The sequence below is a fragment of the Streptomyces melanogenes genome (assembly GCF_014649795.1).
Classification (GTDB): Bacteria; Actinomycetota; Actinomycetes; order Streptomycetales; family Streptomycetaceae; genus Streptomyces; species Streptomyces noboritoensis.
The window spans coordinates 225,695-246,974 of sequence record NZ_BMTS01000008.1 but is presented as its reverse complement, the minus strand read 5'-3'; the positions used below and the strand labels follow the sequence as shown (position 1 = coordinate 246,974).

Annotated in this window: 16 protein-coding genes and 1 pseudogene; 2 read left to right on the top strand and 15 right to left on the bottom strand. The window is 71.8% G+C overall.

The genetic code is table 11. From position 1 onward, the window contains the following. The first annotated feature begins 2 nt into the window (after positions 1-2). Entirely contained in the window at positions 3-500 is a 498-nt protein-coding gene (locus IE252_RS19535) for a methylated-DNA--[protein]-cysteine S-methyltransferase (RefSeq protein WP_190090725.1), read from the top strand. A 50-nt stretch (positions 501-550) separates the two neighbouring features. On the opposite strand, the gene IE252_RS19530 is transcribed toward IE252_RS19535, so the two are convergent. From IE252_RS19530 to IE252_RS19500, 7 genes and pseudogenes are all read right to left on the bottom strand, one after another. Continuing rightward, positions 551-3,943, bottom strand: a complete 3,393-nt coding sequence (locus IE252_RS19530; protein ID WP_190090724.1) for an SAV_2336 N-terminal domain-related protein — start codon at positions 3,941-3,943, stop codon at positions 551-553. Positions 3,944-3,945: 2 nt separating this feature from the next. After that, positions 3,946-4,899 carry an AAA family ATPase gene (locus tag IE252_RS19525; RefSeq protein WP_190090723.1) on the bottom strand — a complete coding sequence of 318 codons (954 nt, stop codon included), beginning with the start codon at positions 4,897-4,899 and terminating at the stop codon, positions 3,946-3,948. Next, a complete protein-coding gene (locus IE252_RS19520; protein ID WP_190090722.1) occupies positions 4,896-7,133 on the bottom strand; it encodes a VMAP-C domain-containing protein in 2,238 nt (745 codons plus the stop codon). The genes IE252_RS19525 and IE252_RS19520 overlap by 4 nt, the downstream gene beginning before the upstream one ends. 3 nt (positions 7,134-7,136) lie before the next feature. Continuing rightward, a complete protein-coding gene (locus tag IE252_RS19515) occupies positions 7,137-7,538 on the bottom strand; it encodes a CU044_2847 family protein (RefSeq protein ID WP_229848583.1) in 402 nt (133 codons plus the stop codon). A gap of 74 nt (positions 7,539-7,612) precedes the next feature. Continuing rightward, the gene (locus IE252_RS19510) at positions 7,613-8,104 is read right to left on the bottom strand and encodes an NUDIX domain-containing protein (RefSeq protein ID WP_190090721.1); all 492 of its coding nucleotides are present in this window, start codon (positions 8,102-8,104) and stop codon (positions 7,613-7,615) included. 189 nt (positions 8,105-8,293) lie between these two features. Then, positions 8,294-8,998 (bottom strand): annotated as a pseudogene (locus IE252_RS19505) (ADP-ribosylglycohydrolase family protein); the annotation flags it as partial. Continuing rightward, entirely contained in the window at positions 8,995-10,704 is a 1,710-nt protein-coding gene (locus tag IE252_RS19500) for a BCCT family transporter (RefSeq protein ID WP_190090720.1), read from the bottom strand. The gene IE252_RS19500 and the pseudogene IE252_RS19505, both read right to left, overlap by 4 nt. A gap of 143 nt (positions 10,705-10,847) precedes the next feature. On the opposite strand from IE252_RS19500, the gene IE252_RS19495 reads away from it, so the two are divergent. Further along, positions 10,848-12,002, top strand: coding sequence for a glycerate kinase (locus IE252_RS19495; RefSeq protein WP_190090719.1), 1,155 nt, complete (start codon positions 10,848-10,850; stop codon positions 12,000-12,002). Positions 12,003-12,245: 243 nt separating this feature from the next. Here IE252_RS19495 and pssA read toward each other — a convergent pair whose 3' ends face one another. The 8 genes from pssA to IE252_RS19455 all read right to left on the bottom strand — a co-directional run bounded on the left by pssA (position 12,246) and on the right by IE252_RS19455 (position 21,203). Further along, complete coding sequence (pssA, locus tag IE252_RS19490; RefSeq protein ID WP_190090718.1) at positions 12,246-13,100, bottom strand: CDP-diacylglycerol--serine O-phosphatidyltransferase; 855 nt, start codon at positions 13,098-13,100, stop codon at positions 12,246-12,248. Continuing rightward, positions 13,087-13,743 (bottom strand): phosphatidylserine decarboxylase, encoded by a 657-nt coding sequence (locus IE252_RS19485; protein ID WP_067166206.1) that lies wholly within the window; start codon positions 13,741-13,743, stop codon positions 13,087-13,089. The genes pssA and IE252_RS19485 overlap by 14 nt, the downstream gene beginning before the upstream one ends. Before the next feature lie 185 nt (positions 13,744-13,928). Continuing rightward, positions 13,929-15,134 carry an acyl-CoA dehydrogenase family protein gene (locus IE252_RS19480; protein WP_188272373.1) on the bottom strand — a complete coding sequence of 402 codons (1,206 nt, stop codon included), beginning with the start codon at positions 15,132-15,134 and terminating at the stop codon, positions 13,929-13,931. Positions 15,135-15,136: 2 nt separating this feature from the next. Then, on the bottom strand, positions 15,137-15,649 hold the full coding sequence (locus IE252_RS19475; protein WP_190090717.1) for a MaoC family dehydratase: 513 nt from the start codon (positions 15,647-15,649) through the stop codon (positions 15,137-15,139). Positions 15,650-15,653: 4 nt separating this feature from the next. Then, positions 15,654-16,619: an HpcH/HpaI aldolase/citrate lyase family protein gene (locus IE252_RS19470; protein ID WP_190090716.1), complete on the bottom strand. Its 966-nt coding sequence runs from the start codon at positions 16,617-16,619 to the stop codon at positions 15,654-15,656. After that, entirely contained in the window at positions 16,616-18,628 is a 2,013-nt protein-coding gene (locus tag IE252_RS19465; protein WP_190090715.1) for an ethylmalonyl-CoA mutase, read from the bottom strand. The genes IE252_RS19470 and IE252_RS19465 overlap by 4 nt, the downstream gene beginning before the upstream one ends. Before the next feature lie 14 nt (positions 18,629-18,642). Continuing rightward, positions 18,643-19,980, bottom strand: coding sequence for a crotonyl-CoA carboxylase/reductase (gene ccrA, locus IE252_RS19460; protein WP_190090714.1), 1,338 nt, complete (start codon positions 19,978-19,980; stop codon positions 18,643-18,645). Between the two features lie 404 nt (positions 19,981-20,384). Then, on the bottom strand, positions 20,385-21,203 hold the full coding sequence (locus tag IE252_RS19455) for a TetR family transcriptional regulator (protein WP_190090713.1): 819 nt from the start codon (positions 21,201-21,203) through the stop codon (positions 20,385-20,387). Between the last annotated feature and the right edge of the window lie 77 nt (positions 21,204-21,280).

The window sequence follows — 21,280 nt, the reverse complement described above, 5'->3', positions numbered from 1 at the left end:
CGATGACCACCACCCACACCGTCACCGACAGTCCGTACGGCCCGCTCACCCTGGTCGCCGAGGACGGCGTGCTCAGCCGCCTCTACATGGAGGGCCAGCGCCACCGCCCGCCCCAGGAGACCTTCGGCGAACCCGACGACGGCGGCCCGTTCCCGGAGGTGATCCGCCAGCTCGGCGCGTACTTCGCGGGCGAGCGCACCGAGTTCGACCTGGAACTCTACCTGCGCGGCACCGACTTCCAGCGCGCGGTCTGGGACCAGCTGCGCCGCATCCCGTACGGCGAGACCCGCTCGTACGGCGAACTGGCCCAGGCCCTCGGCAACCCCGGCGCCTCCCGCGCGGTGGGCCTGGCCAACGGCAAGAACCCGGTGGGCATCATCGTCCCCTGCCACCGTGTGATCGGCTCCACGGGCAGCCTGACCGGCTACGGCGGTGGCCTCGACCGCAAGCAGCGGCTGCTGGCCTTCGAGAAGGGGGCGGGGGAGGACGCCCTGTTCTGACGGACGCCGGGTGTCGTTGTTCTGACGTCGCTGCCAGACCCGCCCGCCCTTCAGTCCTCCACGAGCAGCGCCCCCAGGCGCAGGAACGCCTTGTACGTCTCCGGGGCCAGCCACGACAGCTCCACCGTGCTGCCGGTCGTCAGATGGCCGTCGCGGGGGACTGTGAGGATGCCCCGGCAGCGGGAGCTGAGGCTGCGGATCGTCGCCGCGTCCAGTGTCCAGCCGGCGGCCGGGCGGCTGTGGTTGAGGACGACCACGGCCTCCGCCACCAGGTCCGACCTGCCCATGGACACCAGGCGGTCCACGGCCCGCTGCACCTGGGTCACCCCGGCCGGGTCGGCCCGGGAGACGATCACCACCCGGTTGGCGAGTTCGAGGACGACCTGCGGGAACTTGTCGGTGTCGGCGAGCGTGATGTCGAAGTACGGCGCCGTCACGTCCGCGACCTTGCGGTATTCGTAGTCCGCGAACTGGCCGACCGTGGGTGGGTGGGACACCGAGTCGTTGGCCAGGACCATGAGTCCGGACCGGTGCTGCGAGAGGAACAGGCGCAGGTGGTCGAAGTGCTCGATCTCGTGGCCGGAGCGGGCCAGGTCGTTCAGAGAGGCCTCCGTCGCCCGGTAGACGCGGCGGGCGATGTGGATGTGGGTGCCCGCGTGCCGGTCGGTGTCGACGGCCAGCACCCGCTCCTGCCGCTGCTCGGCCAGCACCGCCCCGAGCACCGTGGTGATCGTGGTGCACCCGGCCCGGTCCTTCACGCCCAGGACGGCGATCCGCAGTGGCCGGCGCAGCGGCGCCCGGATCGTCCGTATCCACTGCTCGCGGTCGTCCTCCTCCTCGGGGACGTCCTCGGCGTCCGCCGCGGCCGGGTCGTCGGGGTACTCCTCCCACTCCACCGGCACCGGCAGCAGCGCGCCGAACGCCTCGGCCAGCTCCCGCGCCGTCGGCCGGGCCTCCGGCTCCTCGTCCACCGAGCGCAGCAGCAGGTCGCGCAGGTGCTCGTCGAGGCGGCGGAACTCGGGGTGGCGCCGCAGGAGGTCGAACTGGTACTGCCGCCAGTGCCGCCCCGTCACGGCGTGCAGCAGGATCGCCCCGACCGAGTACACATCGCCCGCCGCGATCCGGGACTCGCCCCAGGACGTCACCTCGGGGGCGCGGTAGGGCGAGTTGGGGGGCACGGTCAGCAGGGAGGCGCTGGAGGCGCCGTCGATCCGGACCGACGTCCAGCTGACGATGTGCAGCGTGCGCTCGGTGACCAGCACCGTGCCCGGCGTCAGCGCGCCGTGCACCAGGCCCTTGCCGTGGCAGCGGGCCACGGCCCGGGCCAGGCTCCAGCCCAGCCAGGCCAGCAGGGGCGAGTCGCGCAGCGGCCCGGCCGCCTGGAGCACCGCGCTCAGCGTGGGCGCGGGCAGACCGTTGCTGAGCGGGTCCAGGCCCAGCGCGATCCAGGGCGTCGGCGTCCTCTCGTTCAGGTCGCTCGCCACCACGACGGGGGCGTACACCCCGTCCATGCGCCGCAGCGCCCGCCGCTCGGTGGCCAGCAGCTCGCGGGCGGTGGGCGAGTCGGGCGAGCGGGCGACCCTGATCAGCACCTGCCGTCCGTCCGGGTCCTCACCGATGTACGCGACGGCCTTGCCGCGGCTCTCGTCGCGCAGCTGGAGCGTGTACGGGCCGAGAACCTGCTGGTCGAGCAGTTGCAGCGGCTGCCAGGACGGGGCCGCCTCCAGGACGGAGGGCAGCCCCACCTCCTCGCGCTCCACGACCGCGGACGGCGGCTGCACCGAGATCATGGGCTTGGCGCCCAGATGGGTCAGCAGCCGGTCCTCCAGCCAGGCGAACGGCCTGGTCCCCGGCAGGAGTTCGCCCGTCCCCGACGGATGGGCGAGCCAGGCCGGGAAGTCGGGGGAGCGGCCCACCAGCGTGGCGAGTCGGTCGGTCACCGCGCGGGTGGTGCGCAGCAGGTCGATCGGGGAGGCGGTGTCGAGCAGGATCTCCTGGACGCCGTCGAGGAAGCCGAAGCGGCGGTGCTGGGCGGGGAGCCCGGGGCCGGGCGGGTCGGCCTGGCGCATCAGCCCGCCGAGGAACACCTCGGCCAGGTGTGCGGTGTCCGAGCGCCACGGCACGGCCGCCTGCACCAGCCGCATCACCGGCACCGTCAGCGGCGAGATGGCCGCGAGGTGCGCGGCGAGCCGGTACGCCTGCGGGGACGCCGCGTCCCGGAACCGCAGCACCGCGTCGGCCGGGTCCGCGCCCCGGGTCGCCGCCTCGCCCCGCAGGCCCCGCACACCCGGCGGCGCGAGCAGCGGCAGCTCCGCGCTGGCCCCGGGCGAGGCCACCAGGCGCGCCCAGGCGGCGACGGCCGGGGGATACGGCTCCAGTACGGGGACGGGCACCCCGGGGAAGCGGTCGCCGAGGCCGGGCGGCAACAGCGGGTCGGTCACCTCCCAGGTGTGGTTGGCAGCCCCGCGCCGCCGCGTCGTCACCGACCACTGCTCCGAGCGGATGCCGGAGGCGTCCCACATGTGGGCGGGCAGCGCGTGCACCACCGCCGTAGGGCCCTGCCGGGCCCAGCGCTCCAGGGCGGCGTGCATCCGCCCGTCCCGCCAGCACGCCCCCACCCCGTCGCTGATCACCAGGACCAGGGTGCGGCCCGACGGGTCGGCGGCGGACGCGGGCGAGAGCAGCGGGCCGCCGGGGTCGAAGGGGCGCACCTTGAGGCCGGGCGCGTCGGGTGAGCGGGCGTCCAGGCCGTGCACCCGGATGTCCCGGAAGGCGCCCAACCGTTCGAAGACGGACCGCAGTTCGGTGGCGAGCCTGCGCCACAGCAGCATCGAGAGGCCGTCGTCGATGAGCAGCGTGAGATCGAGCCAGCGCTGCCGCGCGGGCCGCAGCACCACGTCGGGGAGGCCGCTCTCGGCCATCGCGGTGGCGGTCGCCTCCTCGTCGAACTCCCAGAAGTGCGAGCCCGTATGCGGCTGCTTCAGCAGCCGCAGGGACCGGCTCAGCCGCAGCTCCCCGTCGCCGAGCGCCTTCTCCTCGGGCACCCGCACCGGCAGCGCCCCGGTGCCGCGCGGCGGGCGCTGCGGCGAGGAGGTCGCACCGGCGAACTCGGGGGCGCTGCGGGAGGCCGCCGCCGCGTGCAGGGCGCCCAACAGCTGGGTGGGGAGCGGTGGTTGGGACCCGGTGCCCTCCTTGGGGTCGCCGTCCCCGGACTCGTCGGGCGGCACCGCCGTGCCTTCGGGCGGCGTACGCGGATCCTCCCACGCCTGCGAGCCCGGCTGCCGCACCCGGTCCGGTGCCAGGGCGCTCGCCAGCGGGGCGGCGGCACCGCTCGGCAGCCGGGCGGCCAGCCACAGCGTGTCCAGCAACTCGTGCGTGGACAGCTCGTGGCCCACCAGGGCGGCGAGTTTGGCCAGGGCGTCGGAGGGCTCCGCGCGCGGCACGGCTAGACCGATCCGCCCAGCCGGTGGAGCACCGCGTCGAGCAGGCCCTCGGCGTTCAGATTCACCCCGCCCTTGCGCAGGAACACCGCGTTGAGCAGCTGGTCCGTGGCGAGCTCGCCCGGCGCGCGGCGGTTCAGGAACGCGTGCAGCAGGTCGTCGACGCCCTCCAGGGCCCCCTCGCCCAGATGCGCCGCCACGATGTCCCGCAGCCGCTCCTCGTCCGGATCCGGCAGGTCCAGGCGGACGCAGCGGCGCAGGAACGCGGGCGGGAAGTCCCGCTCCCCGTTGCTGGTGATCACCACCACGGGGAACTCGCGGCAGCGCACCACGCCCCGGGTGACCGTGACCCGACCGCCCTCGGGGTCATGGGTGAGCACCGGCACCTCGGACTGCGCCTCCGGCAGTCGCGACAACTCGGGGATCTCGAACTCGCCCTCCTCGAACACCGTCAGCAGGTCGTTGGGGAGGTCGACATCGCCCTTGTCGAGCTCGTCCACCAGGAGCACCCGCGGCCGCTCGCGCGGGACGAGCGCGGTGCCCAGCGGTCCCAGACGCACGAAGGTGCCGATGTCGGGCTCCGGTGCGCCGCGCTCCTGGCGCAGATGCGTCTCGCGCAGCCGCCCGATGGCGTCGTACCCGTACAGCGCGTCCTTGAGCACCGACCGGCTGTTGACCGGCCACTGGAGCACCGGACCGAGCGACAGCTCGTGCGCCACGGCGTGCGCCAGCGAGGACTTGCCGGTGCCGGGGTGCCCGGTGACCAGGAGCGGACGGCGCAGATGCAGCGCGGCGCTCACCACGTCGGCCTCGGTGCGGCCGATCAGATACGGGCGGTGGCGCACCCGCGTGCCCGGGGTCCCGTTGGCGAACTGCCGCCACGGCGGCGCCTCGGGGAAGTCCACCTGGCGGGCCGTGCGGTCGCCGCGGAAGAGCCGCCACCCGTCGTTCTCCGTCATGTCGCCTGATCCGTTCCTTCCGAGGGGCGGGCGATTGCTTCCGGTCCCCGCGAGGGGTCGGCGAGCTGCAGCTCGTCGGGGAGCGGCAGCTCGGCGTCCTCCCACACCAGCGCCGGCCGTGCGGGCACCTCGGGGTCCATATAGGCGCGGACCCTGAAGTGCCGGACCCTTTCGGGGAGTTCGTCGACGGGGCCGTACGGACCCGCCCCGTCGAGCAGGCCGGCGTCCCCCGGCTCCGCGCGGTCCCACAGGACGATCGGCACCCCCATCGCCAGACAGAAGTGCAGCAGCCGCGTCCGGCCGCCGGGGGGCCCGTGCACTATGACGCGCGCGGCGTCGTAGTGGGTTGTCTTGAGCAGTCGGATGAGCTCCATCTCGTCGGAGACGTGGTGGTCCGCGACGAGCGGTTCGCTCTGGTGCCGGGCGCCCCAGCGGCGCTTCAGGTCGCCCGCGCCGGTGCGCGAGCGGCGTCTGATCTGCGGGCAGCGCAGCACCAGGTGGAAGTCCTCGCCCAGCGGCGCGGGGAAGAACTCGTCGGCGCTCGCCCCGTCCCACTCGTCCACCGGCAGGTGCAGCGCGTCCGGGGCGACGGACACCGCGACCAGCGCCACGTTCTGCCCCGCGCCCTCCGCGCCCCCGGCCACCTCCCGTACCAGCCGGGCGATCTCCCGCCCGGTGCGAGGCCGTTCGGCGCCGGCGGCGGTGCGGGCGGCCGTGCCATCCGCGCGCATCCGCCACACCGCGCAGCGGTAGCGGTCGGCCGGGTCCTTGGGGTGGCGGCTGAGCTCCACCAGGACGCGGACCCCGGTACCGGCCGACCGGTCCGACCAGCGCGCCGCGTCCGCCCGGCGCTCGCCCAGCGCCGAGGGGTGGATGCCGAGCCGGTCCGCGACCCGGCCGCTCCACTCCTGGAGCGCCTGGCAGGCGATGCCGCCGGTCTCCGCGGCCGCGTACTCGACGACCCGCAGCAGGGCGGGCAGCCGGGGCGTCTCGTCGGGCACCGGCGAGCCGTCGCCCGGCCACTCCTCCAGCTCGCGCACCGCGCCGGGCACGTCGTCGGGGTCGAGCCGGGCGGCCGTCAGCGACCGGGGCAGGTCCACATACGGCAGCGCCGCCGTCGCCGCCCGGGGGAGCAGCCCCGGGTCCTGGCGGGTGAGGTGGTCCCACTTCACCAGCAGCGCCCGGTGCTCGGCGACGGAGAGCAGCCCGGCCGCGTCGGTGAGCCGGCCGAGCGCCAGCAGCCGGTCCAGCTGGGCGCGGCCGCGCGCGTCGCCGAGCGACGGGGCCAGCGACTCGGCCAGCGTCGGCAGCGCGCGCTCGACCGTGCACAGCACCACCGCCAGCTCCTCCACCGACGGCGCCGTCCCGTCCGCCCTGGTCCGCATCCCGAGGGCCGCGCCGAGCGCCGTGGAGTGCGCCGCCCGTACGGTCGGGTCGCCCAGCAGGGCGTGCAGCGGGCCGACCATCATGTCCCGCACCGACTCGTCGCCGCCGACGGGCTCGCGCGCACCGGGGGGCGCCGGGTCCGGGGCCGCCCCGACCCGCAACAGCTCCTGCCGGACCGACTGCCAGGTCAGGCCCCAGCTGCGGCGCACGGTGTGCTGGGTGTCGAACTCCCCGTCCGGCGGGGTGATCCGGCCCATCACCAGCCCCACGGCGGCCCCGTCGGCGGGCGACCACAGGGGCCCGCCGCTGTACCCGTCGTCGACGGCCGCGCCGGAGAGCTGCCCGTCGAGATAGCCGATCCGCCCGTCGCACGAGCCGACCTGGACGTCCGCGTACGCGAAGGGCTGACCGCCGCCGTACCAGGCCCGCACCAGCTGTCCGGCCCGCATGTCGAGCCAGCGCACCGGGCCCACCGGGGGCGGCGGTTCCTCGTCCAGTTCCAGTACGGCCAGGTCGCCGCCCCACTCCAGGGAGCCGTCCGCCACCGGCCCTTGACGGTCGGCGGCGCGCGGCGGCACCCAGGCCACCAGGCGCGCCTGCCGGGCGCCCGCAGTGCCGGGGGCCAGCGCCGGGAAGGAGACGTCGAGGGTGACCGCGCCCGGGTCGCGCGGGCTCAGCATCCGCAGGCCCAGCGCGGCGTTGACGACGTGCGCGCAGGTCAGCAGTCGGCGGCCGGAGAGATAGACGCCCGCGCCGGCGGTCCGTCCCCGGTCGGCCGACAGCACCCGCACGAGCGCGCCGCGCGCGTCGGCGGAGGGGTCGGCGCCGGGTGCCTTGAACCAGCCCACGGGTCAGTTGCCGCCGTTGGTCTCGCCGGGCCGCAGTTGCCAGGTGGCCGAGACGGTCATGCTGGCCTGGCCGTTGGCGCCGACGATCCCGAGCTTGAGGTCCTGGCCGATCTGGAGGCCGAAGCCGACGTCGAGGGAGTCGGGCGGGTTCGGGATCTCCCGTACGGAGTCGTGCACCTGCTGGAGGAAGGGGCCCAGCGGTCGCAGTACGGCCGCGAGCGTGTCCGTGGCGAGCGCGGCGACCCGCTCGCCGCCGCGGCCGACGGGTGTCGCCCCGCCGATCCCGCCCGGCAGGTCGTCGTCCGCCACCCGGGCCGTCGGTCTCGGTTCGCCGACGGGGGTGAGCCCTACTCTGACCCGGGCCCCGTCGTCGAGGATGAGTTCCATGTAGTCGTCTTGCGGCACGGGGACATTGTGCGGGCAACTCCCGTTCGGGGCAGCATGGTTGACGGAATGCGCTGACGTAGATCCGATGGTCGTCAGCCCACCGCCCGCCCGTTCTCCAGCTCCACCGTGCCCGCCCCTGTCGTCAGCACGTCGAACGCGGCGAGCACGCGGTGGCCCAGCTGGCCCGGGAGGTACGCGGTGAGCTCCTCGCGTGGGACCAGCCGCCAGTCGATCAGCTCCTCCTCCTGGAGGCGGATCTCCTTCAGCCGGTCCTCGGCGAGGACGCCGCCGTCGTACACGTACGCCACGATCGGCGGCCGGTCCGGCCCCGGCACCCAGTCGATCGCGAGCAGCCGTCCCGGGCTCACGTCCAGCCCGATCTCCTCCAGCGACTCGCGCCGGGCCGCCTGACGGGGAGTCTCGCCCTGGTCGGACTCGATGGTCCCGCCGGGGAGGGCCCAGCCGTCACGGTAGTTGGGCCGCACGAGGAGGACGTGTCCCCGGCCGTCGCGAATGAGGGCGGCTGCGCCGGCGAGGACGCGGGGGAGGGCGGCGATGTACGTGGCGTAGTCGTGGGTGGTCACGGGGGCAGTATGCCCGGGGTTCGTCTGCGGGTTGTCTGTGGCTGGGCGCGCAGTTCCCCGCGCCCCTAGGGGGTTGGGCTCGGCTCGGGAGGGATTCCGGGGCAGGGGCCGTAGGCCCCGTCCTTCAGGGGCGCGGGGAACTGCGCGACCAGCCCCCCACCGGCCCGCAGACGAACACCGGGCCCCTCATGCGGCCGCTAGCCGCGCCGTGCGCTCGGCCAGGTCCGGGATGCGGAGCAGGGACGCTTCGAGGGCCTCGCGCGGGCCGGACGCCGTGAACGCCGCCGCGACCAGCGCCGCCGCCCACATCGCGCCGTACACCCCGTTGCCGGTGTGGGACAGGACCGCGTCGCGGCGGGCCAGGGCGGCGGCCCGGCGGGGGTCGCCCGGCGAGGTCCAGCCGTGGACGTCCGCGCGGATCAGCGCGCCGATCCACTTCCTGGTACGGGTTGTCGTACGTGGCCGTCAGCGGCGGCTTCAGCCCGTTCGCCGGATTGCGGTACGCGGCCCGCTCGGCCGTGAACGTCTGGAGGTAGGGCAGGCGCAGCAGCCACAGCTCGCCCACCTGCTCGGTGGTGAAGGCGAAGCCGTGGGTCTCCAGGAGGTGCAGGCCCAGCACCGCGTAATCCACGTCGTCGTCCCGGCAACTGCCGTGGACACGGCCGCGTACGCACTGCCGCCACTCCGGCCGCAGCTCGAACTCGCCCGGCGCGGCGGGCGGCAGCAGGTCGGGGTCGGGGAGGTAGTCGGTGAGCGGGAGCGCGTCCGCGCGGCGCAGATAGCGGTCGATGCGGTCCCGCGTCCAGTGGTCCCCGCGCTCCACCGGCTTGCCGAGCATGTTGCCGCGATCCGGCCGAGCCATCCGCCGAGGATCCGGTCCGCCAGCTCTGTCATCCTTCTGGTGTACCCGATGGTGTACCCGACGCGGTGCCGGAACCGCCGTCACCCGTACGGTACTTGCCCGTGCGGCGGCGCTGCTCGGTGAGCGCCTCGCCCACCATGGCCCGCACCGCGTCCCGCACCCCGTGCAGCGCGTGGCCGCGCGCGGGCCCGGCGCCGGGGTCCTCGCGCAGCTCCTTCAGCAGGGCCCAGCACAGCCCGAGCATCACCAGGACGAACGGCAGCGCCACCAGGATCGTGGCCGTCTGGAGCGACTTGAGGCCGCCCGCGACGAGCAGCACCGCCGCGACCGCCGCCATCAGCACGCCCCAGAGCACCACCAGCCAGGTCGGCGGGTGCAGCGAGCCCCGGCTGGTCAGCGAGCCCATCACCAGCGAGGCCGAGTCGGCGCTGGTGATGAAGTACGTCATGACGAGCACCATCGCGAGGTACGAGGTCACCGTGCCGATGGGCAGCGCGTCCAGCATCGCGAAGAGCGAGGCCTCGGCGCCGTCCTTCACCTTGGCCGCCAGATCGGCCGTGCCGGTGGAGTCGAGGCGGATCGCGGTCCCGCCCATCACGCAGAACCACAGGACGGTCGCCCCGCTCGGCACCAGCAGCACCCCGACCAGGAACTCGCGGACGGTGCGGCCGCGCGAGATCCGCGCGATGAAGGTCCCGACGAAGGGCGCCCAGGACAGCCACCACGCCCAGTAGAAGATCGTCCAGGCGCCCAGCCAGGCCCGGTCGGTGAAGGCACCGGTGCGGCTGGCCATCGGCAGCAGCTGGTGCAGATAGCCGCCGACGGACGCCGGGATCGTGTCCAGGACGTACACCGTCGGTCCGAGCAGGAACACGAACAGCATCAGCGCGGCGGCGAGCACGATGTTCAGCGTGGACAGCCACTTCACGCCCTTGTGCAGCCCCGAGAACGCGGACAGGACGAAGGCCGCCGAGAGCGAGGCGATGATGATCAGCTCGGTGGCCGTGGAGTCGTTCACGTCCGCCGTGATCTCCAGGCCCTTGGCGACCTGGAGCGCGCCGAGGCCGAGGCTGGTCGCGGTGCCGAAGACGGTCGCGAAGACCGCCAGCAGATCGATGCACCGGCCGGGCCAGCCGTCCGCGCGCCGGGCACCGACCAGCGGGACGAAGGCGGCCGAGAGCCGGTTGCCGCGCCCCTTGCGGAAACCGGCGTACGCCAGGGCCAGCCCCGCCATGCCGTAGATCGCCCAGGGGGTGAGCGTCCAGTGGAAGAACGAGTACTCCAGAGCCGTGCGCGCCGCGTCGCCGGTCCGGGGCGCGGCGCCGCTCGCGGGCGGCGGGGTGAGGTAGTGGGTGAGCGGCTCGCCCACCCCGTAGAACATCAGGCCGATGCCCATGCCCGCGCTGAACATCATCGCGATCCACGCGAGGTTGGTGAACTCGGGCTCGGAGTCGTCGGCGCCGAGCCGGATCCGCCCGTACCGGCTGATCGCCAGCACCACGCACAGCACGAGGAAGGTGTCCGCGGCGATCACGAACAGCCAGGCGAAATTGGCGAGCACCCAGGCCAGGGCGGTGGCGGAGGCGCTGTCGAAGGAGTGCTTGCCGAGCGCGGCCCAGGCGACCACGGCCACCACCGCGGCCACCCCGATCGCGACGACGGTGAGGTCGGGGGCGGTGCCGTCGGCCTCGCCGGGCGGGGCGCCGGGCCCGGAACGATCGATCGAATCCGTGCTCATGCCGCCCCACTATGGTCCGCGATATGGAGGTTTCGTGGGGTGGCACGCCGTCCCGCCGTGCATGACACCTATGGGCAGGGCCGCGTACGGCGGATAGGGTCGGATCGGCGCGACTGCCTGTTCGATAGCAAGGGATTAGCAAGGTGACGGACGGAGCAGTTTTCGAAGCCGCGCGCGTGCTGGTGGCGGCGGACAAGTTCAAGGGCTCGCTCACGGCCGTACAGGTCGCGGAGCGGGTGACGGCCGGGCTGCGGCGGATCGTGCCCGGTCTGGCGGTGGAGACCCTGCCGGTCGCCGACGGCGGCGACGGCACGGTCGCGGCGGCGGTCGCGGCCGGGTTCACCCGCCGCGAGGCCCGGGTCACCGGCCCGCTCGGCACCCCGGTCACCGCGGCCTTCGCGGTACGGGACGGGGTGGCCGTGGTCGAGATGGCGGAGGCGTCCGGCCTCCAGCACCTCCCCGAGGGCGTCTTCGCCCCGCTGACCGCCACCACGTACGGCTCGGGCGAGCTGCTGCTCGCCGCGCTGGACGCGGGGGCGCGCACGATCGTGTTCGGGGTGGGCGGCAGTGCCACCACGGACGGCGGCGCGGGCATGCTCTCGGCGCTGGGCGCGCGCTTCCTGGACGCGGCGGGCGAGCCCGTGGCGCCGGGCGGCGGCCCGCTGGCCACGCTGGCCACGGCGGACCTCTCCGGCCTGGACCCCCGGTTCGGCTCGGTCGACCTGGTGCTGGCCAGCGACGTGGACAACCCGCTGACGGGGCCCAAGGGGGCGCCCGCGGTGTACGGGCCGCAGAAGGGCGCCACGCCCGAGGACGTGGCGGCCCTGGACGCGGCGCTCGGCCACTTCGCCGAGGTCCTGGGGGCGTCCGTGGGCGCCCGTGCGGCCGAGGCGGCGCTCGCGCCGGGCGCGGGGGCGGCGGGCGGTATCGGGTACGGGGCGCTGGTCGCCCTCGGCGCGACGTTCCGGCCCGGCATCGAGGTCATGCTGGACGTCCTCGGCTTCGCCCCGGCGCTCGCCCGGGCCACCCTGGTGATCACCGGCGAGGGCTCGCTCGACGAGCAGACCCTGCACGGGAAGGCTCCGGCGGGCGTGGCGGCGGCGGCGCGGGCGGCGGGCATCGAGGTCGTCGCGGTCTGCGGCCGCCTGGCCCTCCCCCCGGAGGCCCTGGGCACGGCCGGCATCCGCCGCGCGTACGCCCTCACGGCCCTGGAGCCGGATCCGGCGCGGTGCATGGCGGAGGCGGGTCCGTTGCTGGAACGGGTGGCCGAGCAGATCGCCCAGGACTTCCTGACCTGACAGCTTCGACTGCGGACCGTGCGCGGCTGGTCGCGCCCGCGCGGCGGAGCCGCAAATGTCACAGCCCCGCGCCCTTAAAGTGCGCCCCTCCGGGCCGCCCCGGGGATTGCCGCGCAGCGGCATCTAAGGGGCGCGGGGAACTGCGCGATCAGCCCGCCACGGTCCGCAGTCGAGCGACCGCACGAGAAGGGCCCCGGACCAAGTGGTCCGGGGCCCTTCACGTACAGGCACAGCGCGCAAGCGCTAAGGCAACTGCGCCGCCCTCGCCTCGCGTCGGTTGTCGCGGATCGAGTTCACCCGGCGAGCCGTGGCGAACAGCGGAATCACCGCGCCCAGGACGACCTGCAGCACACAGCCCGTCTGGAGCAGCAGCTGACCGCCGGGCGCGTCGAACGCCCACGCCGCCAGCAGCCCCATCGCGCCCACGATCCAGCTGAGCATGGCCACCGCGAGGATCCCCCGCGGCTTCGGGTACTCGACCCGGCTGACCATCAGCCACGCCACTCCTATGACGGCGAGCAGCGTCGGCACGAACGGCAGCTCAAGCAGCACGATCGAGACGACGGTGAGCGCGCCGAAGGGGCTCGGCATGCCCTGGAACATGCCGTCCTTCATCGTCACGCACGAGAATCTCGCCAGCCGCAGCACCACGGCGAGCAGCACCGTGATCGCCGCCACGGCCGCCACCCGCTGATGGGCGTCGTCCGCGACCATGCCGTACACGAGCACGAAGTACGCCGGGGCGAGCCCGAAGCTGATCAGGTCCGAGAGGTTGTCCAGCTCGGCCCCCATCGGCGAGCTCCGCAGCTTCCGCGCGACCAGGCCGTCGCAGAGGTCGAAGATCGCCGCGAGCAGCATCAGGATCACGGCGGTCGCGGCGGAGTGCCGCGCCATGCCGGTCTCGGCACTGCCCGACAGGTGCGGGATGAGGATTCCGGTGGTGGTGAAGTACACCGCCATGAACCCGCAGGTCGCGTTGCCGAGCGTGAGGGTGTCCGCTATGGACAGCCGCAGGGAGAGGGGCATCTCCTCGGCGTCGTCGTCGGCGTCCGCGCCCGGCACCCAGTCGGTCTGGGTGTCCGGATCAATCACGGTCAATTCGAGTCACCCCCGCAGTGGTCTTCTGCCCGACCTCGACAGCGACCTCGACCCCCTCCGGAAGATAGATGTCGACGCGGGAGCCGAACCGGATGAGACCGATCCGCTCGCCCTGCTCCACCTTGGTGCCCTGGGGGATGTAGGGGACGATCCGCCGCGCCACCGCACCCGCGATCTGCACCATCTCGATGTCGCCGAGCTCGGTGTCGAAGTGCCAGACAACGCGCTCGTTGTTCTCGCTCTCCTTGTTGAACGCCGGAACGAACCCGCCGGGCACGTGCTCGACGGACGTCACCGTGCCGGCCAGGGGCGCGCGGTTGACGTGGACGTTCAGCGGGCTCATGAAGATCGCGACGCGGGTGCGTCCGTCCTTCCACGGCATGATGCTCTGCACCACGCCGTCGGCGGGGGAGATGACCCGCCCGGTAGCGATCTCGCGCTCGGGGTCGCGGAAGAACCACAGCATGCCCGCCGCGAGCGCGGTGGCGGGCACGGCCACGGCCTTGGCGGCGCCGGAGCGGCGCGCGCGGGCGAGGCTGAGGGCTGCGGTGGCGACGGTCGGCAGAAGCCACGGCGATGCTCCGCGAGCAAGACGTCCCTGGAGGAAACCGTCGCGAGATGCAGAGGTTTGGCTGTGGGGCATGTGTGACCTTCGTAGCGGATGATGCCGCGCTGGCAAGTGGGGGACGGCGGCTGGTTTACCAGCGATGCTATCGGTTGCGAGCCGCAACTGGGAAAGCCAGAAGCCGAGTCGGTCGGCCGGAAGCCCTCAGAAATCGCCTACAGGGTGTGATGTTCTTCGCGGCCGAACCGACCTAAAAGCGGCAATCAACCCTGGAATCGGTACTCTTCGAGAAGCCGACGCCCAATGATCATTTTTTGGATCTCGGCGGTACCTTCACCGATGAGCAGCATCGGCGCCTCGCGGTACAGGCGCTCGATCTCGTACTCCTTCGAGAAGCCGTAGCCACCGTGGATACGGAAGGCGTCCTCCACGACTTCCTTGCAGTATTCGGAGGCGAGGTACTTCGCCATCCCTGCTTCAAGGTCGTTTCGTTCCCCGGAGTCCTTTTTGCGTGCTGCGTTGACCATCATGGCATGAGCAGCCTCGACCTTGGTAGCCATCTCGGCCAGCTTGAACTGAATCGCCTGGTGCTGGGCGATCGCCTTGCCGAAAGTGTGACGTTGCTGGGCATACGAGACACCCAGCTCAAATGCACGCTGAGCGACGCCGCAACCACGTGCCGCGACGTTGACGCGGCCGACCTCGACTCCGTCCATCATTTGGTAAAACCCTCGGCCGGTGACCCCGCCGAGGACCCGATTGGCCGGAATGCGCAGTCCGTCCATGATGAGTTCGGTCGTGTCGACGCCCTTGTAACCCATCTTGTCGATCTTGCCGGGGATGGTCAGACCGGGCCGGACCTCGCCGAAGCCGGGCTCCTTCTCCACCAGGAAGGTCGTCATCGACTTGTGGGGGGCGGTGCCCTCGGGGTGTCCTTCGTCACTCCGGCACAGAACGGCCACGAGCGATGACGTTCCGCCATTGGTCAGCCACATCTTCTGACCGTTCAGGACGTACTCGTCGCCGTCCCGGACGCCCTTGGACGTGATCGCCGACACATCCGAGCCGAGCGCGGGCTCCGACATCGAGAACGCGCCGCGCACCTCGCCCAGCGCCATCCGGGGCAGGAAGGTGTCCTTCTGCTCCTGGGTGCCGTGCTGCTTGAGCATGTACGCCACGATGAAGTGCGTGTTGATGATGCCGGAGACCGACATCCAGCCGCGCGCGATCTCCTCGACGCAGAGCGCGTACGTCAGGAGCGACTCGCCCAGACCGCCGTACTCCTCGGGGATCATCAGCCCGAACAGGCCGAGCTCCTTGAGGCCTTCGACGATCTGCGTCGGGTACTCGTCCTTGTGCTCCAGCTGGGTCGCGACCGGGATGATCTCCTTGTCGACGAAGTCCCGGACGGTGGCCAGGATTTCCTGCTGGACGTCGGTCAGACCGGCGGTCTGCGCGAGACGGGCCATGGCTACTTCTCCTGCGACTTGAGCTCGGGGCGGCCGGGCTGCTCGCCGCCGCGCTCCTTGATGTACGTCTCGGTGGGGACCATCACCTTGCGGCGGAACACGCACACCAGGGTGCCGTCCTGCTTGTACCCCTTGGTCTCTACGTAGACGATCCCGCGGTCGTTCTTGGACTTCGAGGGCGTCTTGTCCAGGACCGTCGTCTCGCCGTAGATGGTGTCGCCGTGGAAGGTCGGCGCCACGTGCTTGAGCGACTCCACCTCCAGGTTGGCGATCGCCTTGCCGGACACGTCCGGCACGCTCATGCCGAGCAGCAGCGAGTAGATGTAGTTGCCCACGACGACGTTCTTGCCGAAGTCGGTCGTCTTCTCCGCGTAGTTGCTGTCCATGTGGAGCGGGTGGTGGTTCATGGTGAGCAGACAGAACAGGTGGTCGTCGTACTCCGTCACCGTCTTCCCGGGCCAGTGCTTGTACACGTCGCCGACGGTGAACTCTTCGTAGGTGCGGCCGAACTGCATGGTGTTACGCCTCCGGGATCTCGAACTTCGACGTGCGTTGCATACCGGCCGCCCGGCCCTTGCCCGAGATGACCAGCGCCATCTTGCGGCTGGCCTCGTCGATCATCTCGTCGCCGAGCATCGCCGAGCCCTTCTTGCCGCCGGCCTCGGAGGTGAAGTAGTCGTACGCGTCGAGGATGAGCTCGGCGTGGTCGTAGTCCTCCTGCGAGGGCGAGAAGACCTCGTTGGACGCCTCGACCTGGCCGGGGTGCAGCACCCACTTGCCGTCGAAGCCGAGGGCGGCGGCGCGCTGGGCGACCGCCCTGTAGCCGTCGATGTTCTTGATCTGGAGGTAGGGGCCGTCGATCGCCTGGAGGTTGTTGGCGCGGGCGGCCATCAGGATCTTCATCAGGATGTAGTGGTAGGCGTCCGCCGGGTAGCCGGGCGGCTGCTCGCCCACGACCAGCGACTTCATGTTGATCGACGCCATGAAGTCGGCCGGGCCGAAGATGATCGTCTCGACGCGCTGGGAGGCCGTGGCGATCTCGTTGACGTTGTTCAGGCCCTGGGCGTTCTCGATCTGCGCCTCGATGCCGATCTTGCCGACCTCGAAGCCCATCGTCTTCTCGATCTGGGTCAGCAGGAGGTCGAGCGCCACGATCTGCTGGGCGGTCTGGACCTTCGGCAGCATGATGCAGTCGAGGTTGTGCCCCGCGCCCTCGACGACCGTCACGACATCGCGGTACGTCCACTCGGTCGTCCAGTCGTTGACCCGGACGACCCGGGTCTTGCCGGTCCAGTCGCCCTCGTTCAGGAACTTGACGATGGTGTGCCGGGCCTCCGGCTTGGCGAGCGGCGCACAGGCGTCCTCCAGGTCCAGGAAGACCTGGTCGGCGGGGAGGCCCTGCGCCTTCTCCAGGAAGCGCGGGTTCGAGCCCGGGACGGCCAGGCACGAACGGCGCGGCCGGAGACGGTTGACAGAGCTGGTCATGCGGGGACCTCCAGAGGGTCGAGCTTGTTCGCTTTCCGGATCTCGTCGACGATACGGCCGATGATCTCCGTGATACCGAAGTCCTTCGGGGTGAATACGGCGGCCACACCCGCCTTGCACAGCTCCTCGGCGTCGGCCGGCGGGATGATCCCCCCGACGATCACCGGGATGTCGGGAGCGCCGGCCTCGCGCAGCCGCGCCAGCACGTCCGGGACCAGCTCGGCGTGCGAGCCGGACAGGATCGAGAGGCCCACGCAGTGCACATCCTCCGCCAGGGCGGCGTTGACGATCTGCTCGGGGGTGAGCCGGATCCCCTGGTAGACCACCTCGAAACCGGCGTCACGCGCGCGTACGGCGATCTGCTCGGCGCCGTTGGAGTGCCCGTCCAGGCCCGGCTTGCCCACCAGGAGGCGCAGCCGGCCCGCGCCGAGCTCGTCGGCCGTGCGGACCACCTTCTCGCGGACCAGCGCCAGCGGTGTGCCCGCCTCGGCCGGGACCGCGACCGGAGCCGAGGAGACCCCGGTCGGCGCCCGGAACTCGCCGAAGACGTCGCGCAGTGCCCAGGACCACTCGCCGGTGGTGACGCCCGCGCGGACGCACTCCAGGGTCGCGGCCATCAGGTTCTCCGACCCGGCGGCCGCCTTCTTCAGCGCGGCCAGCGCCTCCGAGGCCCGGGTCTCGTCCCGGTTGTCCCGCCACTCGTGCAGCTTGGCCACCACCCGCGCCTCGTTCGCCGGGTCCACCGTCATGATCGCGGTGTCCAGGTCGGAGGTGAGCGGGTTGGGCTCGGTCGACTCGTAGCAGTTGACGCCGACGATCTTCTCCTCGCCGCCCTCGATACGGGCCCGGCGCTCGGCGTGCGAGGAGACCAGCTGCGACTTGAGGTAGCCGGACTCGACGGCCGCCATCGCGCCGCCCATCTGCTGGATCCGCTCGATCTCGGCCAGGCACTCCTCGACCAGCGAGTCCACCTTGGCCTCGATGACGTGCGACCCGGCGAAGATGTCCTCGTACTCGAGCAGGTCGCTCTCGTGCGCGAGGACCTGCTGGATGCGCAGCGACCACTGCTGGTCCCAGGGGCGCGGCAGGCCGAGCGCCTCGTTCCAGGCGGGCAGCTGGACGGCCCGCGCGCGGGCGTCCTTCGACAGCGTCACGGCCAGCATCTCCAGGACGATCCGCTGGACGTTGTTCTCCGGCTGCGCCTCGGTCAGACCCAGCGAGTTGACCTGGACGCCGTAGCGGAAGCGACGCTGCTTGGCTTCCTCGATGCCGTACCGCTCGCGCGTCACCTTGTCCCAGATGCGGCCGAACGCCCGCATCTTGCACATCTCCTCGATGAACCGGACACCCGCGTTCACGAAGAAGGAGATCCGCGCGACCACCTCGCCCTTGCGCTCCTCGGGCACCTGCCCGGACGCGAACACCGCGTCGAGCACGGCGATCGCGGTGGACATCGCGTACGAGATCTCCTGGACCGGGGTGGCCCCGGCCTCCTGGAGGTGGTAGCTGCAGATGTTGATCGGGTTCCACTTGGGGATGTGGTTGACCGTGTACGTGATCATGTCGGTGGTCAGCCGCAGCGACGGACCGGGCGGGAAGACGTGCGTCCCGCGCGACAGGTACTCCTTGACGATGTCGTTCTGCGTCGTGCCCTGCAGCCGGGTGATGTCGGCGCCCTGCTCCTCGGCGACCACCTGGTACATGGCCAGCAGCCACATCGCGGTGGCGTTGATGGTCATCGAGGTGTTCATCTGCTCCAGGGGGATGTCCTGGAACAGCCGCCGCATGTCACCGAGATGGGACACCGGGACCCCGACCCGGCCCACCTCGCCGCGGGCGAGGATGTGGTCCGGGTCGTAGCCGGTCTGCGTGGGCAGGTCGAAGGCGACCGACAGGCCGGTCTGACCCTTGGCGAGGTTGCGCCGGTAGAGCTCGTTGGACGCCTCGGCGGTCGAGTGACCGGCGTACGTCCGCATGAGCCAGGGCCGGTCCTTGTGACGCTCAGTCATATGTCGCTCCGTGCTCAGATGTTGCGGAAGCGGTTGATGGCGTCGAGGTGCTGGGCGCGGAGTTCGTGGTCGCGGACGCCGAGGCCTTCGCGCGGGGCGAGGGCGAGGACGCCGACCTTGCCCTGGTGGAGGTTGCGGTGCACGTCGTAGGCGGCCTGTCCGGTCTCTTCGAGGCTGTAGACCTTGGAGAGGGTGGGGTGGATCTTGCCCTTGGCGATGAGGCGGTTGGCCTCCCACGCCTCGCGGTAGTTGGCGAAGTGCGAGCCGATGATGCGCTTCAGGGACATCCACAGGTAGCGGTTGTCGTACTCGTGCATGTAGCCCGAGGTGGACGCGCAGGTGGTGATGGTGCCGCCCTTGCGGGTGACGTAGACACTGGCGCCGAAGGTCTCGCGGCCGGGGTGCTCGAAGACGATGTCGATGTCCTCGCCGCCGGTCAGCTCGCGGATGCGCTTGCCGAAGCGCTTCCACTCCTTCGGGTCCTGGGTCTGCTCGTCCTTCCAGAACCTGTACCCCTCGGCGTTGCGGTCGATGACCGCCTCGGCGCCCATCGCGCGGCAGATGTCCGCCTTCTCCGGGCTGGAGACGACACAGATCGGCGTGGCGCCTCCGGCCAGCGCGAACTGCGTGGCGTACGAGCCGAGTCCACCGCTCGCGCCCCAGATCAGGACGTTGTCGCCCTGCTTCATGCCGGCGCCGTTGCGCGAGACGAGCTGGCGGTAGGCGGTGGAGTTCACCAGACCGGGCGCCGCCGCCTCCTCCCACGACAGGTGGGCGGGCTTGGGCATCAGCTGGTTGGACTTGACCAGCGCGATCTCGGCGAGGCCGCCGAAGTTGGTCTCGAAGCCCCAGATGCGCTGCTCGGGGTCGAGCATGGTGTCGTTGTGGCCGTCGGAGGACTCCAGCTCCACCGACAGGCAGTGCGCCACGACCTCGTCGCCGGGCCGCCAGGCGTTGACGCCGGGGCCGGTGCGCAGGACGACGCCCGCCAGGTCGGAACCGATGACGTGGTACGGCAGGTCGTGGCGCTTGGTGAGCTCGCTGACCTTGCCGTAGCGCTCCAGGAAGCCGAACGTCGAGAGCGGCTCGAAGATCGACGTCCACACCGAGTTGTAGTTGACCGAGGAGGCCATGACGGCCACCAGGGCCTCGCCGGGGCCCAGTTCGGGGACCGGCACCTCGTCGAGGTGCAGCGACTTGCGCGGGTCCTTGTCCCGGGTGGCGAGCCCGGTGAACATCTCCGTCTCGTCCTTGTGCACGGTGATCGCGCGGTACGACTCGGGGATGGGCAGAGCCGCGATGTCCGCGGCCGTACTGTCCTGCGACTGAATCGCGTCCAGGATTTCCTTCACGGTGTTGCCTCCGGCGAAGCGCGTTGGGAACGCTGAGGGGACTGCTGCTGTGGAGGTGTGCCGTCGGTTCGGCGGTACTACGGGATCGGCGGCGCCTGGTGGGCGCGGGAGGGTGCCTGTGACGCAGGCGTCCGGGCGCGCTCGCTGGGGAAGCTTGCGGGGACAGCCGGCGTACGAAAGGTCTCTGCACGCCGGCCGCCCGGACAACATCAACGTATGGCACGCAGTGCCAGTCGGCAAGACACCGCGTGCCAACAATTTCTCTCAATTGCGTAATGACCTGCACGGATGAGCGATGATCGATCGATTCCGGTTCGTGAAGGCTTCCGCAAACGCCTCCGTGAACGCTTCCGGAAACGCCGAAAGCCGCCCTGGTGGGGCGGCTTTCGGCGGGTCGTACCGGTTCAGCGCCGGCGGAGCGCCTTCTTGATCGACTGCATGATCTCGTCCAGCGGCGCGTCCGTGCGCGCCACCGCGACCAGCACCTCGTCGCTGGTGGAGACGGACGCGGCGGCGGGCTTCGGCTCGGCGGTGCGGCCCGCCCCGATCCCGGATCCGAACGTGTCCCGGACGATCGCGAAGGCGTGGTCGAGCTGGGCCTCCACGTCGCCCTGGCCGCCCGCCCGCAGCCAGCGCCGCAGCACGTGGTTGTGCGCGGTGACGACCGCCGAGGCGGCCACCTCCGCGAGCAGCGGGTCGTCGTTCCCGGCGTGGTGCTCGTGCTCGTCGAAGTGGCCGAGCAGATAGCGGGTGAAGAGCCGCTCGTAGCGGGCCACCGAGGCGATCTCGGCCTCCCGCAGGGTGGGCACCTCGCGGGTCAGCTTGTAGCGCGCCACGGAGACCGAGGGGGAGGAGGCGTACATCTTCATGACCTCCTTGATCCCCCGGCACACCGTGTCCAGCGGATGCTCGTGCGGGGGAGCGGCGTTGAGCACCGCCTCGGCCCGTACGAGGGTGTCGTCGTGGTCGGGGAAGATCGCCTCTTCCTTGGAGCGGAAGTGGCGGAAGAAGGTGCGGCGGGCGACCCCGGCGCGGGCCGCGATCTCGTCGACCGTGGTGGCCTCGTACCCCTTGGCCGAGAAGAGCTCCATTGCTGCGGCCGCCAGCTCGCGGCGCATTTTGAGCCGCTGGGCGGCCGCGCGGCTGCCGGCGGCACTTTCCGGGGCGTCGGGGGTGGCGGACGTTCGGGTCGGCCGTTTCGATGAGGCAGCGGGCTGGGGCATGGACCGAACGTACTGCATATGTGCAGGAAGTCGCGCTCGCGGGGGCGGACCGCCCGACGGATCGAGCAGCCCGCCCC